Source organism: Sporosarcina sp. ACRSM, assembly GCF_022346545.1.
Taxonomy (GTDB): Bacteria; Bacillota; Bacilli; order Bacillales_A; family Planococcaceae; genus Sporosarcina.
This window is the reverse complement of sequence record NZ_JAKRNU010000009.1, coordinates 43,237-61,155: the sequence shown is the minus strand read 5'-3', so window position 1 is coordinate 61,155 and position 17,919 is coordinate 43,237. Positions and strand designations below refer to the sequence as shown.

At 42.8% G+C, this 17,919-nt stretch carries 9 protein-coding genes; 7 read left to right on the top strand and 2 right to left on the bottom strand.

The window, feature by feature from the left end:
- The first annotated feature begins 51 nt into the window (after positions 1-51).
- From MHZ95_RS14665 to MHZ95_RS14640, 6 genes are all read left to right on the top strand, one after another.
- Positions 52-2,328 (top strand): S-layer homology domain-containing protein, encoded by a 2,277-nt coding sequence (locus MHZ95_RS14665; RefSeq protein ID WP_239391534.1) that lies wholly within the window; start codon positions 52-54, stop codon positions 2,326-2,328.
- Between the two features lie 139 nt (positions 2,329-2,467).
- Positions 2,468-3,607, top strand: a complete 1,140-nt coding sequence (locus tag MHZ95_RS14660; RefSeq protein WP_239391533.1) for a polysaccharide pyruvyl transferase family protein — start codon at positions 2,468-2,470, stop codon at positions 3,605-3,607.
- A 288-nt stretch (positions 3,608-3,895) separates the two neighbouring features.
- On the top strand, positions 3,896-6,475 hold the full coding sequence (locus MHZ95_RS14655; RefSeq protein WP_239391532.1) for an ATP-binding protein: 2,580 nt from the start codon (positions 3,896-3,898) through the stop codon (positions 6,473-6,475).
- On the top strand, positions 6,453-7,568 hold the full coding sequence (locus tag MHZ95_RS14650) for a response regulator (RefSeq protein ID WP_239391531.1): 1,116 nt from the start codon (positions 6,453-6,455) through the stop codon (positions 7,566-7,568). The genes MHZ95_RS14655 and MHZ95_RS14650 overlap by 23 nt, the downstream gene beginning before the upstream one ends.
- Positions 7,569-7,729: 161 nt before the next feature.
- Entirely contained in the window at positions 7,730-8,377 is a 648-nt protein-coding gene (locus tag MHZ95_RS14645) for a class D sortase (RefSeq protein WP_239391530.1), read from the top strand.
- A 32-nt stretch (positions 8,378-8,409) separates the two neighbouring features.
- Positions 8,410-13,608: a SpaA isopeptide-forming pilin-related protein gene (locus tag MHZ95_RS14640; protein ID WP_239391529.1), complete on the top strand. Its 5,199-nt coding sequence runs from the start codon at positions 8,410-8,412 to the stop codon at positions 13,606-13,608.
- Positions 13,609-13,675: 67 nt separating this feature from the next.
- Here the strand turns inward: MHZ95_RS14640 and MHZ95_RS14635 are convergent, their stop codons facing one another.
- Positions 13,676-14,851 (bottom strand): DUF5050 domain-containing protein, encoded by a 1,176-nt coding sequence (locus MHZ95_RS14635; RefSeq protein ID WP_239391528.1) that lies wholly within the window; start codon positions 14,849-14,851, stop codon positions 13,676-13,678.
- A 715-nt stretch (positions 14,852-15,566) separates the two neighbouring features.
- Positions 15,567-16,235, bottom strand: a complete 669-nt coding sequence (locus MHZ95_RS14630; RefSeq protein ID WP_239391527.1) for a LytR/AlgR family response regulator transcription factor — start codon at positions 16,233-16,235, stop codon at positions 15,567-15,569.
- Positions 16,236-16,448: 213 nt separating this feature from the next.
- On the opposite strand from MHZ95_RS14630, the gene aceA reads away from it, so the two are divergent.
- The gene (gene aceA / locus MHZ95_RS14625; protein ID WP_239391526.1) at positions 16,449-17,732 is read left to right on the top strand and encodes an isocitrate lyase; all 1,284 of its coding nucleotides are present in this window, start codon (positions 16,449-16,451) and stop codon (positions 17,730-17,732) included.
- Positions 17,733-17,919 lie beyond the last annotated feature (187 nt).

The following is a 17,919-nucleotide window of genomic DNA, read 5'->3' as shown; positions in this document are numbered from 1 at the left end:
GTCGAAACCTTTGGTAAGCTGTATATTCATAGGAAAGGAGAGTTCCGCTTAATGGTTAGTAAAGTAGCTTCAATGAAACGTGTCGGGAAACAGATTGCCATGACAGCAGCGGCGGCCGCATTGTTATGGACTGCCCCGATAAGTGCTTCTGCCAATCAAAATTCGGTGAAAAGTTATCCGGTGTCTTCGGGAGTAAAATATTCTCAATATACACATTCTGGAACAAATTACATAAATCATCTATCTGTCAATCTAGGAGATCCACATACGAAATTGGATATCGGTCTACCATCACCGATTAACAAAACGCAAACGACGACCTCTTTGGCCAATCGGGATTCCAAGGATGGAAACCGTGTCGTCGGGGCCATCAATGCCTCCTTCTTCGACATGAATAGCGGTTATCCGATGTATTTGATTTCACAAGGAAATAATATCGTCAACGGCGGTGTCATTTCCAGCTCATCCAGCTATTACGTGAGCCAGCCGATCGCTTTTGGTGTCACAAAAAATGGTCTTGCCGAAATTGATCATTTCAACTTGGGCATCCATTTGGGTTATAAAGGATTCAATTACCAAATCACAGGTCTGAACCGTGAACGTCAAAATGACGAAACGATCATTTTTACACCGCAATATAGTAGCCAATATACCAATTCTAATCAATATGGAATTGAAATTGTCGTTGACACAGGTCAGCCGATTACGCATACGCAATACGGGCAACAAGTGTCCGGAAAAGTGGTGAAGGTGCGTGGCTATGGTTCAAAAGAAAAAGTAGAAATACCGAAAACCGGTTTTGTCTTGTCCGTTCACGGTGCAAAAGGGCTTGAACGCTTTAAAAACATGCAAGTTGGGGAAGATGTCTCCCTTTCATTATCCATCGACGACAAATGGATGGATTCCCAGTTCATGCTGGCGAGCGGACCGATGCTATTGAAAGACGGCAAACCGCATATCACGATGGATACATCCAACTGGCGGGCGAGTTCACGTACTGCACGTACAGCTGTTGCCATCAGTAAGGACAAAAAACAAGTGCATCTTGTGACAGTGGACAACCGTTCCGGTTACAGTAACGGTATGACATTGACACAGTTTGCCAATTACTTGGCGGCACAAGGTTATGACAGGGCCATCAATTTTGACGGCGGCGGTTCCACTGCAATGGGTGTACGTAACCACGGCAGCAATACAGTCGTCTTGGCAAACCGGACGACTAACTCCGCTGAGCGTCGCGTATCAGCCATTATCGAGGCAATCAGTACCGGACCCGTGAGTGATCCGGCCCATATTAGCGTTTCACGCAATCAAATCGGTACGTTACTCGTTGGATCGAAAGTTTCGATGACGGTCAATCATGTGCTTGATGCTTATTATAATCCGTTGAAAGTGGACAATAACCAGATCCAAGTCGTATCGGAGAAAGGGACAGTCTCAGGATCGGGGCTATCCTATAGTGCAGTGAAGGCCGGGGAGGACCGGGTTACCGTACAATATGGCAATGCGAAACAATCATTCCCTGTCACAGTCGTCGATGCACCGACGAAATTGACGATTGCACCTTCGACGTCAAAAGTGACACCGGGCGCTTCGGTTTCATTCAAAGCGACAGCGACAGATGCACAAGGGAAGAACCTGATTTATGCACCTGAACAACTGGAGTGGAGCGTCTCAGGCGATATTGGAACGATCACCCAATCCGGAAGCTTCAAAGCAGCGAACAAAGCCGGCAAAGGGCAAGTGACGGTGAAACTCGGTACGAAAACAGCGAGTATCCCGATCAATGTAACGGACGGGGCGCCTGCCTTCAAAGACATCCCTGCCAATTACGCATACTTCACGGAAATCAATTTCCTGAAGCAGCGTGGATATATCAAAGGGGACTTGGATGGGAAATTTAATCCGGGCAATACACTCTCCCGTGAACATGCGGCTGTCATTTTAAGCCGAGTATTCGATTTGGATACGACAAAACCGGGCACACAAGTGTTTAAAGACGTTCCGGTTTCACACCGCTATTTCAATGAAATCAATGCCATCGCCAATGCCAATATCGTAGGTGGTACCGGAGACGGTAATTTCGACCCAACCGGACAGTTGACAAGAGCACAAATGGCGGCGATTCTCGTGAAAGCTTATAAGCTAGAAGGCGAATCAGCGAAGAAATTCAAAGATGTCCCAGCAAGCCACTGGGCGTACAAGCAAGTGCATATTTTAGCGAACAGCGGCATTACAACGGGCAATGAAAAAGGCAACTTCGAGCCGAATAAACCTGTGAACCGCGCACAATTCAGCGCATTTCTATACCGCAGCATCAATAAGTAAAAGACATTTGGTGCCAGTTACTGATTCAATATGTATCAGCAACTGGCACTTTTTTTGAGGTTGGGTAGTGGGTTCCATTTTCAAGAGCACGCGCGGCTATGCTATACTAAAACCATCACGAAATAAAGGAAGTATACACATGAAAATCGGTATTGTCGGCAATTATGGAAATGATAATAACGGAGACGAAGCGATTCTGCTAAGCATTATCAAGCAGGTGACGTCGACGTTCAATATAGGTAGTGAGCAACTGACCGTCTTCAGCAATAATCCTGAACAGACGGCGAAGCGCTACGGTGTCAGCAGTTTTCCGCTTTATTATAAAAATGGCAACGCAGTGAAAACATTCATCAAAACGTATCGTCTTAATAAGGAAATCGTCAAAACGTTCGATCTGCTCATCATCGGCGGGGGCGGTATCTTAATGGACCTTTATAAAAGAGAAGCGCCGCTATATGGTTCTTATGCGATGATGGCGAAAAATTCGAATACGCCATATGTCATTTATGGTTGCGGCGCGGGTCCGTTGCTATCGGGCTTGGGCAAATGGTTTATCCGCTATATGTGTAAACATGCGGAAAGCGTGTCGGTGCGTGACCCGGAATCTGCAGAACTGCTACGGGAAATCGGTGTGAAAGAAGACGTGCAGATCATCGGTGATCCGGCGTTTTCATTACGCCAGGAGGGCGCAAAGAAATCCGTTGCCCCAACGAAAATCGGCATTACAGCTGTCCCTTACTACAACGCTGGTTACTGGCCAGAAGGAAATCCCGCTATCTACAATGATTATGTAGAAGGCATGGCGAAAAACTTGGACAATCTGGCGGCACGACATGATGTCGAACTGACTTTTTTCGCGACGAAATTCCCGCAAGACGCGGACGTCACAAAAGATATTCAGCAAAAGATGACGCACAAGGAGAAGATCTCCATTATCGACGATAACTTGTTGCCTGACAGGATCTTAGAAGTAACGGCACAACAGGATATCATCATCGGTACAAGGCTCCATTCCTTAATCTTGGCGACATGCACAGAAACACCGATCATGGCCATCTCCTATCATCATAAAGTGAATGACTTCATGAAATTGGCCGAATTGGAGGCCTATGCATTCCCGATCGGGGATATCCACAAACAAGACACCCTGTTTTTGGATGCGTTCAATGATATGAAAGAAAATTGGCCGGAAACAATGGACAATACGAAAAAATTGTCGCAGCAATTATACGACGCCTCAATGGCAGGAACAAAGCAGTTTGTGGATGCGGTTAAGTAATCAGTAGTGCCTCCAACTGCCTAACATTTATATAAAAACAATTGCAGTAGTTACCAATAGCTGTAAAACATAGGGAAATCCGTAAAAGTAAAGTTACTTTTACGGATTTTTTATATTCTCGAAGTAGTCAAAAAGTATTATGATAATAAAGTTTTTAAAAAATAAATTGTTTTGATACCTAAAATAGATGCAAAATAAGTGCTTTTATCCTATGGAATCAGTTAAAATAGAATAACCAATAAGTTGAATATTCTAATTAGTCAAAATGTCGTATGAATGAGGTGAATTGTGAGAAGAAGCGTCGCTAGTATTCTATCTCTATTGATTATCGCAGTAACTTTATTGAGCATCTATTTTAACAATGAACTCCAGAATCTTAACGGATCGATAGTATTAGGTGAAAAAAATAATATATTGGATGCCATTCTTTTTGCTGGATATATCGTATTGGCTCTGTATTATTTGGGTTCTTTCTTGCAAATAAGAAATGAGTATTACCAACTCTACTTCAGTATTTATTTCTTCATCCAAGCCTTATATTTTGCCACATTAAATGAACAACTATTTTTACTAAGCTTCCAAAACTTCAATAGCTTATCGATCAAATCAATGCAGGTAGCACTCATTCATTTATCTGTCGTGTTCTTTTTATTGTATATCAATAGTTTTTTTCAAAAGTACGCCAATCGAAAAATAGTCATGCGTTTGGTCAGTTTGTTAGTATTGCACGTTTTGCTCTTCGGAATTCCAAAGGTGTTCGAATTTATGATGAATCATTTTCCAATGGAAAATTATCGAATCATCGTCATCCTCATGTTGGGGATGTGTAATGTTTATATTGTTCACGTTTTACTAAAAGCATTTTGGGATAAAACCGCTTGGTCTGAGTATTTGCTTGTTATTGTGACGACCTTTATTTGCCACAGAGTACTCATAGGATTGCATTTCTTAGTCGCCCTGGAAATTGGCTATGTGCATGTTTTGCTATTTATCATTATGACCATGGGCTTGTCCTTGCTGATGGGCCGACGTTTTCAGTCGAATCACTTGCAAGTTGAACAATTATCCAATGATTTGCTTCTGTATCATCATTTAAGGGATGAATTCTTAAAGCGAACATCCCAGAGACTGCAAGCGCCATTACAAACGGTGTTGAATCTATCTCAATCATTAATGGAAGGAACGGAAGGCCCCTTACGATTAAAACAACAGGAAACTGTGACGCGCATTCAACAGGCTGGCAAGCGCTTATCCGTCATTGCGAAAGATTTATTGAGCGTCTCAACGATGCAACAAGAGGATACATCTAGCCAACCGACTTCTGTTCAGCTGACGGTTGTGGACGAAATGCTAGAGGAAATGAGTTTTCTACTGCCCCCATTCTATCCTGTTACAATTCAAAACGAGATTGCTCGCGATTTACCACCAGTGTATGTAGATCCACAAAGCTTGAAACAAATCGTCTTCAATTTGATGGATAACGCCATTAAATATACAAAGCAAGGGACTATCCTTGTGACTGCGAGGGTGAGAGAGGATCAGATGCAGATTTCCATCGAAGACACGGGAATCGGTATTGAAAAAAAGTATAAGGAGTTGATATTTACATCTTTTTTTCAAATAAACGATGAGCAGAATACCGAGGGACTGGGTATTGGACTGACGATTGCCAAGCAGTTAATTGAATTATTCGGAGGTTCGATTTGGGTGCAGTCGGAATTGGGAAAAGGAACTTGTTTCACTTTCACGCTACCACTCGCGGGACCGCACGAATATGAAAGAAACGATGAGATGGAACCCGAAATAAGGAACAAGCCTAGTAAGAACGTCGCCAAGTTGAAGCTTCCGCAGCGAGTTGTAGGTCAGCGCAATAATACGATTGGCATCGTAGACGATGACCATGCAACGATTCAACTGCTTGTAGACTTGTTAGGCGACCTACAATATACAGTCATCGCGGTAGATAATGGGCAACAAGCACTCGACATGATAAAGAAGAATCATATTGATTTACTGATCATAGATTTAGTGATGCCTAAGATGTCGGGTTATGAAGTCTGCGAACTCATTCGGCAGGAATATAGTTTAGTTGAACTACCTATTTTACTTTTGACTGCGGGTGCCCCATCAGTAGATGCCGTTACGACAATGACAGTGGGAGCGAATGACTTTTTGCGAAAGCCTGTTCAACCCGAAGAACTCAAGGCTAAAGTTGAATCGTTATGCGCGATGAAGCAAGCAGCGCAAATAGCTGTCCACAATGAACTAAGCTATTTTTATGCACAAATTGCTCCGCATTTTTTATATAACACGCTGAATACAATTATTGGTATGACCTACAAAGATGCAGAGAAAACACGGGAAGCATTGCAATATTTAGCAACTTATTTCAGAGGAAAACTGGATTTTTATAAACAAAATTCAATGATTTCATTAAAACAAGAAATGGAACTGGTGACAGCCTATGTAGCCATCGAGCAAATGAGATATGGCGATAGACTAACGGTCCACTACGATATTGATGAATGTATTCAAACTACACTTCCAGCCATGACCATACAGCCACTTGTTGAAAACGCGATTCAACATGGCATTTCGAAAAAAAGGGAAGGTGGCACATTATCGATTTCCATTCATAAAGGTGCTGAAGGGATTATCCTTGTTATCCAAGATGATGGGATTGGGATAAAAGAAGAACAAAAAGAGGCGTTACTTAGTGGAGATGGAATCGGTTTTGTGAATGCTTTCAATAAATTGAAGTTGTTGAAAAATGCGCAATTCAAGCTGGAAAGTCATGAAGGGCAAGGCACAAAAATAACCATTATCTTGCCGGAGGTTATGGACAATGAAAGCGATACTAGTCGATGATGAACCGCTTGCCATAAATGTTCTTGAAAATGTGCTAAGAGGAATTGAGCACATCGAAATTGTCGGCACCTTTACGAGTGCAAAAGTTGCATTTAGAGAAATGGAAAATGTGAGAGTGGATGTCGTGTTTCTGGATATGGAGATGGGAGATATCCATGGTCTCCAATTTGCGGAAGAAATCGTCATGCGATTTCCACATGTAGAGGTTGTTTTTGTAACAGCTTACTCCGAATATGCGTTGAAAGCATTTGAAGTGAGTGCTGTTGATTATTTATTGAAACCTGTGAAAAGGGAACGTTTACAGAAAACGATCGATAAAATGCAAAAAAGGTTTGACACATACAAACAAAACAGCCAATCCCTCAAGGCTGAAGAAATCCAATTAGTAGCTCGTGTGATGGGAAGTTTTCAACTTGTTTGGAGCGGGAAAAACGTTGTAAAATGGCGAACGAAAAAAGTGAAAGAGTTATTTGTTTACTTATGGCATCATCGGGAAGCTGCCATTCACCGCACACGTATTATAGAGGAATTATGGGCAGATTTACCGATTGAGAAGGCGACTACATTATTGCATACAACCGTGTATCAGTTACGTAAAGGGCTTAAAGCACTCGGAGTCGAAAATCCGATATCGATGATCAATGAAAAATATGCGTTGAACTTCTCTGTCCAGAGCGACTCTTCCGAACTTGAACAGATACTACATAAAAGGGAGATGACACGTGCAGCGATTGAAAAAGCCATTGGATTGTATCAAGGCGATTACTTGGAAGAAGAAAGCTACCCTTGGGCACTGCATGCACAACAAAGGATAAAACAGGCCTACTTGCAATATTTGGAGGCCTATATCCACAAGGTGAAAAATAACAGGGAGCAATCGTCCTCAATTGAAATTTGTTTGGATCAAATGATACAAATGGACCCTTATAATGAGGATTATATTTGTTTATTCATTGAGCATTATGGTGAAGTAAGAAAAATAGAAAAAATGATTATCCGTTATCATGAATTTAAAAAGAGGTGGATCGAAGAGTTAGGAATCGATATTCCGAAAGCGATTATTGACATTTATACAAAGCATATTAGTAAGTAATGAGCTGAACAAGCACTTGCGAATCCTTTTGTTATAGGAGGATTCGCAAGTGTTTTTTTATTTTAGACGGAATGTTCAGAAAATGTTCAGTGTGAAGTTGCTATCATTTATTGAATAATTGTATTCTTCAGAAATCCGTTTCGGAAGAAGGTGATAACCAGTTGCGTAGAATCGTTGGTTCAATCGTCTTGCTAATGGGAGTAGCTCTTGTTTCTTATCCTCAAATCGAAAAGAAATGGGTCTATGATCGCGAACAGCAACAGCTCATCGATAGCTTTGAAGCGTTAGGAAAAACAGAGTACTTGCAACAATTATCCACAGATGCAGAAAGTAGGATCGATGCAAATGACGTAGATCAATTGAAAAAGTCGATGGTCGCCAACAGTACGCAAGGTGAAAAACAGGAAGCACTTGAAGGAGCAAGAGCGATTCTGCGGATTGACAGGATTGAACTTGAAATGATCGTGTTTGACGGTGCAGGTGCAGTGAATCTTAGTAAAGGAGCTGGAGTCATTGAACCAAAAAAACAATTCGGTATTGATAACGTCGGGATAGCGGGACATCGGGCACTTGTCAAAGGCAAGCAATTCAACCGACTGGATGAATTGGCACCCGATGACGTAATCGAAGTGACCACACGGGACGGCGTGTTTCAATATGAAATCACCCGGAAGTTCGTTGTCCCCAAAACAGACGTTTCAGTCCTAAATGACACCGATACTCCACTCCTCACACTCGTCACTTGCACGCCGATTGGAAAATCCAATCCGCCAGATCGATTAATCGTGCAAGCCGAACTGAAAAAGTGACAACAACTGTACTTCAAGTGAGGAGGAAGAACATGTCGAAAAAGCTAAATCTGATCGCCTTGATGATTTTGCTAATCGGTCAAATTATTTTGGGGCCGATGGGATCGGGGAATTTTGCCTATGCGGATGATGGAGGGCTAAGTGCAGGAGAATCCACAGGCTCAAGTGAAGCAACGGGCGGAAGCGGAGGAAGTCCGGATGGTAGTGAAGCAACTGGTGGAAGTGGAGGAAGTCCGGATGGTAGTGAAGCAACTGGTGGAAGTGGAGGAAGTCCGGATGGAAGCGATGCAACCGGTGGAAGCGGAGGAAGTCCGGATGATAGCGAAGCAACCGGTGGAAGCGGAGGAAGTCCGGATGATAGCGAAGCAACCGGTGGAAGTGGAGGAAGTCCGGATGGTAGTGAAGCAACCGGTGGAAGTGGAGGAAGTCCGGATGGTAGTGAAGCAACTGGTGGAAGTGGAGGAAGTCCGGATGGTAGTGAAGCAACCGGTGGAAGCGGAGGAAGTCCGGATGATAGCGAAGCAACCGGTGGAAGCGGAGGAAGTCCGGATGGAAGCGGAGGAAGTCCGGATGATGAGACGAATCCAGATGACGTAACGAATTCGGACAACAAAAATCAAGAGGGAGTTCAAGAAGGCGAACAATGCTTTGATGAAAATGATGTGGAAATTGAATGTAAAGAAAGTTTGATGGATGACATAATGCCATTTAGTAAGGGAAATCCATGGAATGGTACTGTGAAAGTCATAAAAAAAGATCCCAAAGGTAATCCAGTTGAGGGTGTAGAATTCCATTTGACTGGACCAGGAAATTCAAATCAGTATGATGAAAAAATACGAACAAATAAATTCGGAGTAGCATTCTTTGAGAACGTACGCCATGGTAAAATGACGCTAACAGAGAACCTACCATCGGGACAGAAGCTTTGTTATACGGATTATGAATCATTTGTAGTTGCCGATGACAATTCGGGAAAAAAACATCATGAGTTTATCTTTATAAATGCTCCTATAGGCATGAATTGTGATGGTACTCCTGACAATGCACCAAAAGCAGAACTAGAAGTCACAAAGAAATTTAGAGATTCAAATAATAAATCGTTAAAAGGTACATTCACCCTAATCGGTCCTAACAATTATTCTAAAACAGAAACGATTGAAAATGGTGATGATGAGAAATTTAAAAATCTAGTGCCGGGAGAATACACACTTACCGAGATAAGCTCCACGGATGAAGAAACCTATAGTCTTATGAGTCCGTGGACTTTTACAGTCACCGCGGATGGCAAGATAAACGGTAAGAAGGAATATGAGAAAACGGTATGGAATGAGAAAACGCCAAAAGCAGAACTAGAAGTAGAAAAGAAATTTAGAGGTTCAGATAGTAAATCACTAAAAGGAACCTTCACTCTAACTGGTCCTAACGATTATTCAAAAACAGAGACGATTGACAACGGAAAAACCAAGACATTTAAAGATATGGCACCGGGAGTATATATACTTACAGAGACGGGTGTCAGTGGTAATGGTAGCGGAGATTATGATCTTATGAGCCCGAATCCATTGGAATTTACAGTCACTGCGGAAGGTAAGATTAATGGTGAGTCGAAATATGAGATTACAGTATGGAATGAGAAAACGCCGCCAAAAGCAGACCTAGAAGTAGAAAAGAAATTTAGAGGTTCAGATAGTAAATCACTAAAAGGAACCTTCACTCTAACCGGTCCTGACGATTATTCAAAAACAGAGACGATTGACAACGGAAAAACCAAGACATTTAAAGAGATGGCACCGGGAGTATACACACTTACAGAGACGGGCGCCAGTGGTAATGGTAGCGGAGACTATGATCTTATGAGCCCGAATCCATTGGAATTTATAGTCACCGCGGAAGGTAAGATTAATGGTAAGTCGAAACATAAGATTACAGTATGGAATGAGAAAAAACCGCCAAAAGCGGAACTAACCGTTACAAAAACCTACCAAGGCTTGACTGATACCAATCTAGAAGCGACCTTCATTTTAACAGGTCCTAATGGTTACACAAATGAAGGTGAAGTGGAAATTGGTAAAAATGGTCATACATTTACGGGTATGATAGCAGGGGAATATACACTAACAGAAGTAAGTTCGGGTAGTGACGATCATGAGAAAGTAGGACCACGAACATTTGTAGTTGATGTTAATGGTCTTATAACAGAAAAAGGGGCGTTGACACTGCTTCATGGTGGGAAAAAACCACCTGCGGGTTCATCAACACTTTTGATAAATATCGAAAACCCGAAAATCCCGACAGCCTCATTGACAGTAAACAAAACGTTTGAGGATGAAAATGATGATAGTCAATATCAAGCCGAGTTTAAGTTAGTTAGTCCCAATGGTTATGATGAAGAAAAAACCATAACTCATGGAACGAGTGAGACCTTCGATAACTTAAAACCAGGTACGTACACGCTAACTGAAACGGATACGACCAGTACTGATCATAAGACTGTAGACTCACAAACTTTCATTGTAGATGATGATGGCAAGATCGAGGGAGAATCTACGCATTCGTTAGAAATTGAAAACCCGAAAATCCCAACAGCCTCATTGACAGTAAACAAAACGTTTGAGGATGAAAATGATGATAGTCAATATCAAGCCAAATTTAAGTTAGTCAGTCCTAATGGTTATGATGAAGAAAAAACCATAACTCATGGAGCGAGTGAGACCTTCAATAACTTAAAACCAGGCACGTATACACTAAGCGAAACGAATACAACCAGCCCTGATCATGGGACAGTAGGTCAGCAAACATTTGAAGTCGACGATACGGGCAATATTACTAAAGTAGGTGAGACGAACCCGCCTCAAGGTTCATCGTCGCTTACGATAGACATTGAAAATCCTAAAATCCCAACAGCGGAACTAACCGTTCATAAAACATTCGAATATCCGTATTACGCGGATCCAGGGAATCCGGATTTACTAGAAGCTTCATTCACATTAACAGGTCCTGATGATTATGTCGAAACGCTAACGGTAAAAGATGGCGAACAGATTAAATTCCAGAACTTGAAGCCGGGTGACTATACGTTAACTGAAGCAGCTGTTGATGACTATTTGCCGATGCAGGAAAAAACTTTTACTGTTAAAGATGACGGAACGTTCGAATTCAACGGTTTGAAAACGCGTACAGTGGAGATTTTAAACGAGAAAAAGACTAATTCATTTAAGATTGTGAAAATCGACCCGGATGTACCATTGGATAATCCGACAGAACACTTTTTACCAGGAGCGAAATTTATCCTTTTGGATAGTACAGGGGCGATATGGGGCGAAAAAACATCCGGAATTGCTGGAGTAGCCGAATTTGAAGCTGTCCCGTACGGTGACTATAGACTTATTGAGATAGAAGCACCAAATGGCTATGACATCAATCCGGAATATGCAGCTGTAGATAACGAAAATCTTCAAGTGACTGACGGTAAAGCGATCACGATTACTGATAGTAATGAGGATTTAGTTGTTTACGTCAATAATAACAAAATACTAGAACCAACCGGCTCCATCAATCTTTACAAACATAGAACGGGCTCTATAGGAACACCATTAAATGGTGTAACTTTCTCACTCTATAAGGTAGAGGGGGATGAGTTAGTTGAAGCGGGTCTGATCACTTCAGGCACAGATTCGGAGGCTGGTCATCTAGTTGTAGAAAATCTCCCTTATGGCGACTATTACTTCGTAGAGACAGCAACAATAGATGGCTATCAGTTAGATAATAGTACCCAGCATAAATTTACGATTCCATATATGGTGGGTCCGGAAGTAATGGGTGACCCTGAGGTTATCAATGTAGCAAACACCCCTATTTCTACACCACCAGGGCCGGGGCCAGGACCGGATCCAGAACCGGGAACAGGTTCGGTGACGTTGGCTAAAGTGGATGTGGCAACGGATGAAGGATTGGGCGAGGCGGTGTTCTCGCTGTATCGCGTAGGCGAAACGGATCCGATTCAAACGGGGTTAACGACGGATACAGCTGGTAATTTGACAGTGAATAATTTGGAACCTGGTGATTATTACTTCATAGAAACGACTGCACCGACTGGTTATGTGTTAGATGCGACGACGCAGCATAGCTTTACGATTACGGCGTCTCAATTGGCAGTGGTGGAAGTGACGAATACGAAGTTTACAGGTTCGGTGACATTGTTTAAGAAAGATAGTGAGACAGATGAAGGATTGAGTGGCGCTGTGTTCTCACTTTATCAAGACGGAGAAGATGAGGCCATTCAAACAGGATTGACGACGAACGCGGATGGTAACTTGACAGTGAGTGGCTTAGCGGCAGGTGGCTATTACTTTGTCGAAACCGCTGCGCCTGAAGGCTATGTGCTTGATGGCACACTACGTCCATTTACCATTAGTTCAACGCAAATTGCTAATGTGCAGGTCGAAGTAGCAAATACTGCTATTTCTGACACAACTGGCTCTGTCACGTTGTATAAAGTGAACAGTGACACAGGGGAAGCGTTGAACGGAGCAACCTTTGCAATCTATCGTGTGGTAGATGGCGAGGAGGATACGCTCGTTCTGGGTGGGCTCATAACAGGTGGAGTAGGTCAACCGGATGGCTACATTTCCGCAAGTGACTTGCCAATGGGTAGCTACTACATCATTGAAACAGCCGCATCGGAAGGCTATGAACTTGGAGATACACCGCCACGAATCGACTTTAACATTACCGCAGGAATGACTGCAGTCCTCGATCTAGGAACAGTTGCTAACACACCAGAAACTACTGGTGGCGGGGGCGGAGGAGGTAGCGGTGGCGGTCCGACACCAACGCCGGTAACACCGACACCTTCACCGGAAACGCCAAACGAAGAAGTTGAAGAAACGCCGCAACCAGAATCACCGAATGAAGAAGTCGAAGAAACACCGCTACCGGAATCACCAAACGTACCGGTTGAAGAAACGCCACAGCCGGAGGCACCAATTATTGTTGAAGAACAACCACAACCAGAGGCACCAAGTGTAACGGTTGAAAAGCCATCCAAACCGGAATCACCAAGTGTCACGGTGAAAGAACAGCCAAGACCGCAAGCTTCTAAAGGGAGCCCGACATTACCGAGAACAGGTGAAGAAATGCCGATCGCTACACTGATTGGCGGACTCGTACTCATCATGCTTGGTGGATGGCTGCTACTTGGCAGAAGAAAAAGAAATAAAACCCAGATGTAAAGTGAAATGCTAAAACTAAAAAACGTGTACACGATGCCGTCTAGGTTTGTGTACACGTTTTTTGTGCTTATTTAGCTGCTGCTTTATTGTTGAGTGCTAACGACATAGGTTTCTTTGAAGTGCTATCTGTAAAGCGAAGTATGTTTCCATCGACCGCAATATCGACAGAGTGCACGGAGTTCAATTTTTCTAACTTCGTACCATCTGTTTTCATTTTATATAAATAGCCTCCATTTGAATAGTTGCTAAAATAAATATCGTTTCCGACAATTGCAAAATACGGCGCTCTAACATCATTTACTTTTTTCTTATTTTTTCCGTTGCTCGCCATTTTGTATAGTTTTTGATTATCTGATTTACTGCTGTAGAAGTAGTCATTTCCAACTTGAACCATATTCTTGAAGTCATGGAAGTAACTATATTGCTTGTCCGTTGCGACAGCCCAGTTTTTTTCTTCCCAAGTATGATCTTTGCGTAATTGATCAGAAGTGACGAGGAAATAGTCATAGCTGACAACGCCCGGTTTGTTCGGAACGGGATCATCCCATGTAATGTCCATGAAATAATACTTGCCATTCAATTTCACTTGGTTCCAAGAGTGCAAGCCGTCTTTAATATGGCCTACTACATAATGATTTTCGATACCAAGCCGATTGAGAAGAAGTTGTGCGGCTTTTGTATAGCCGTCACACACTGCAAGTTCGCCTAGCAAGGCACCGTGTGCAGTGTAAGAATCTGCAGGAATGGTTTTCTTTTGTTGATTTGCGTAATCATAGGCAGTGTTCAATACGAGGTAATCATGGACTGCTTTTACTTTATCGAAATCAGAAAGGCTTGGTTTATTGATGCTCGCGACGACTTTATCAACCTCTGCATTAAGAGCTGCACGATTTTTTTTCATCGTTTCAGTCGGGAGATAATAAGCATATTCGATTTTTCCGTCGGACCAAACGTTAGCAGACTTATAATAGAGGATTTCAGGATTTTCTTGCACAACTTGCTGAATAAGTGCACCCACTTCTTTCGGAGACATTTCGGATGGATCGAATCGACCAACCGCACCATTTTCAAGAAGGGTAGAACGAATCATCTGATAGGAATTTTCGTATTGACTTGTTTTCGCAGGGATTGCTGCTACAGCTGGTTGAGCTGAGAAACTTGCTGCATTCGCATAGTTGGGGCTACCGACAAAGATTGACGAGGCAAGGGCGAAGGAGAGGGACAATGAAATGATTTTTTTCATATTGGATTTCCTCCTTAATAATTTTCGGAATTCTATGTGACTTTAGTCTAAATATTTTAATGGAGTGGCGTGAGTAATTAGTCTATCAATCTACTTTTATTATACAAGGTTTTTGGACAATGAAATGGCTCAAATATGGCCAAAATGGTAACGAGATTTTTGGAAATCAATATAGTTCTAAAGACCTTTTATGCTATATTGATAAGGAGTATAAGATAAAGTGAGATAAAAAACGTGTCAGTACAGGTTTTAACTAGGATTTAGAAGATAAGTGGAGAAGAGGAATGGAGTCTCTTTATATAGAGTTGAAGTGGTTGGATTATTCAGTTTTATTAATAAATTAAAATTTGAATAGAAAGTGCTAGGGAGGTAAATGGGGAGCTTTGGCTGAAATTAGTCAAAACAAAAACAAGCCACACGGATAACCTATCCGGTGGCTTGCTTTCTTGCAAATAAATAAGGACTTACATGAACGATCAAATGCATCCTATAAGTGATCAAACTCCAAATGAATCCGCTCATACTTTTTCAAAAGTGATCAAACCTTTATCGTCATCGCTCATAGATTCCTACAAGCGATCAATCCACTACAGAAGGCGCTCATAGATCCTCACAAGTGATCAAACCTCCACACCAACGCTCATAGATCCCTAAGAGTGATCAATCCCCCGTCAAAGCCGCTCCTAATCCCCCAAAAACGCTCAACCACAACTTCCTAAAACCCAAGCACCGCCCTAAGTTCTGTTGCATAGGTTTGGCTGACGGGTAGTTCTGTTTCATCTTTCAATGTAAGGATAAGATTCGAAGATAGGTCCCTGGAAATGCGTTGAATGTAAGCGATGTTGACGATATAAGAGCGATGGATTCGCAAGAATGATTGTGGTAGTCGTAGGTGTAAATCCTTCAATGTGAAATTGGTACAGTAGCCTTCGTCGTTGGCGTAAAACCAAGTTTTCTTATGCAGGCTTTCAATATGGGAAATCTGTTCGATTGGGATCGGACTCCAATCTTCGTCTTGTTTGCCTGTTAAATAACGGAAGGGTTCGGGGCGCTGTTCGTAGTTGGGGGGCAGGATGACAATGAGTGCGCCGGGTTTGTCGTGTATTTGGATTGGATAGCCGATGCCATAGTAGGGGATACCGGATGGTGACTGATCGACAAGGGCTTTTATTTTGCGCCTGCTGCGAATGACTTTTTCCGCAATGCTTCCAGGTTCGATGGGCTGGCCTTCTTTAATTTGGATGTTAGGAGAGCCTGCAAGATAACAAATGTAGTGATTGCCAACGCCAACGGCAATGGAAGCATCGTCAGGAATCCAATCTTCCAATAATGTTGTATATTGCTGTAATTCTTCATTTGACATCCTCAACTTCTCTTTTGTCATTGTCATTTCCCCTTTGTTTTTGATTTCCAAAATCCAATTCATCCGTCCTATTTTTCGTTCATCTTAAAAAAATGCCTTTTTGTCGGAATGTCCAGACATTTTTGAAATTCTGTTATATATTACTGTATAACAACTTCATCTGTTATGAAACAGTAGAAAAGTAGTGTTTTAGATTAGCAGTTGAAAGTTTATTAAATGGGAAGGTGTGACTAGATGATGACGAGACAAGAACAGATTGCACAATTGGAGAAAAGCTGGGCGGAGGATAGCCGTTGGAAAGGGATTGAACGCCCTTATTCCGCAGAAGATGTTGTGAAGCTACGCGGCTCCATCCTGATTGAACAGACATTGGCCACCAAAGGGGCGACACGGCTGTGGAAATCCCTTCAGGAAGAAGGTTTCATCAATGCACTTGGTGCTTTGACAGGAAATCAGGCAGTCCAGCAAGTGAAAGCGGGCCTTCAAGCCATCTACTTGAGCGGTTGGCAAGTGGCGGCGGACGCGAATCTTTCGGGGCAAATGTATCCGGACCAAAGCCTATATCCAGCAAACAGTGTTCCGTCAGTTGTCAAGCGCATTAACCAAGCTTTGCAACGTGCGGATCAGATCGACCATGCGGAAGGACGCGATGACGGTTTTGATTGGTTCGCTCCGATTGTCGCAGATGCGGAGGCGGGTTTCGGTGGACCGCTCAATGTTTTTGAATTAATGAAAGGCATGATCGAGGCAGGGGCTGCGGGCGTTCACTTGGAAGATCAGCTGGCATCTGAAAAGAAATGTGGCCATCTGGGTGGTAAAGTGTTGTTGCCGACGCAAAATGCGATCCGCAACTTGGTGGCTGCACGACTTGCGGCGGATGTACTTGGCGTACCAACTGTCCTCATTGCTCGCACAGATGCAGATGCGGCAGATATGGTCACAAGCGATATCGATCCGGCTGATAAAGAATTCCTGACAGGGGAGCGCACGCCAGAAGGATTTTTCCGTACGAAAGCGGGAATCGACCAAGCGATTGCACGCGGATTGGCGTATGCACCGTATGCGGACCTTGTGTGGTGCGAAACATCCCATCCGTCACTTGAAGAAGCTAAACAATTCGCTGATGCTATCCATGCGAAGTTCCCAGGAAAGAAGCTTGCCTACAACTGTTCACCTTCCTTTAACTGGGAAGCGAATCTCGATCAGGAAACAATCGCGAAATACCAAGTGGAACTCGGTAAAATGGGCTATAAATTCCAGTTCGTCACATTGGCAGGCTTCCATTCTTTGAACCACAGCATGTTCAATCTTGCGCATGATTACAAAGATAACGGCATGGCGGCATATTCGAAATTGCAGCAAGCTGAATTTGCCTCTGAAGAGAAAGGTTATACAGCAACGCGCCATCAACGTGAAGTCGGTACAGGTTACTTTGATGAAGTATCACAAGTCATTTCAGGTGGTCAGTCTTCCACGACGGCGATGCAAGGTTCAACGGAAACCGCACAATTTGTTTAACTTGATTTAGCAGAAGTCCTTCACTTCCATAAGTGGCGGTGTGAATGCAAGAATGTATTTCAATTAGAGGAAGTCCAAACTCTCTGCTGATTAGAGGAACTCAGGCTAAGTTCGCCGCGTCAAAAAAGTGCCTTAATTTCTGCAAAAAAACGCAGAAATACGGCAAATCAAACCCTTCGCTGTTTGA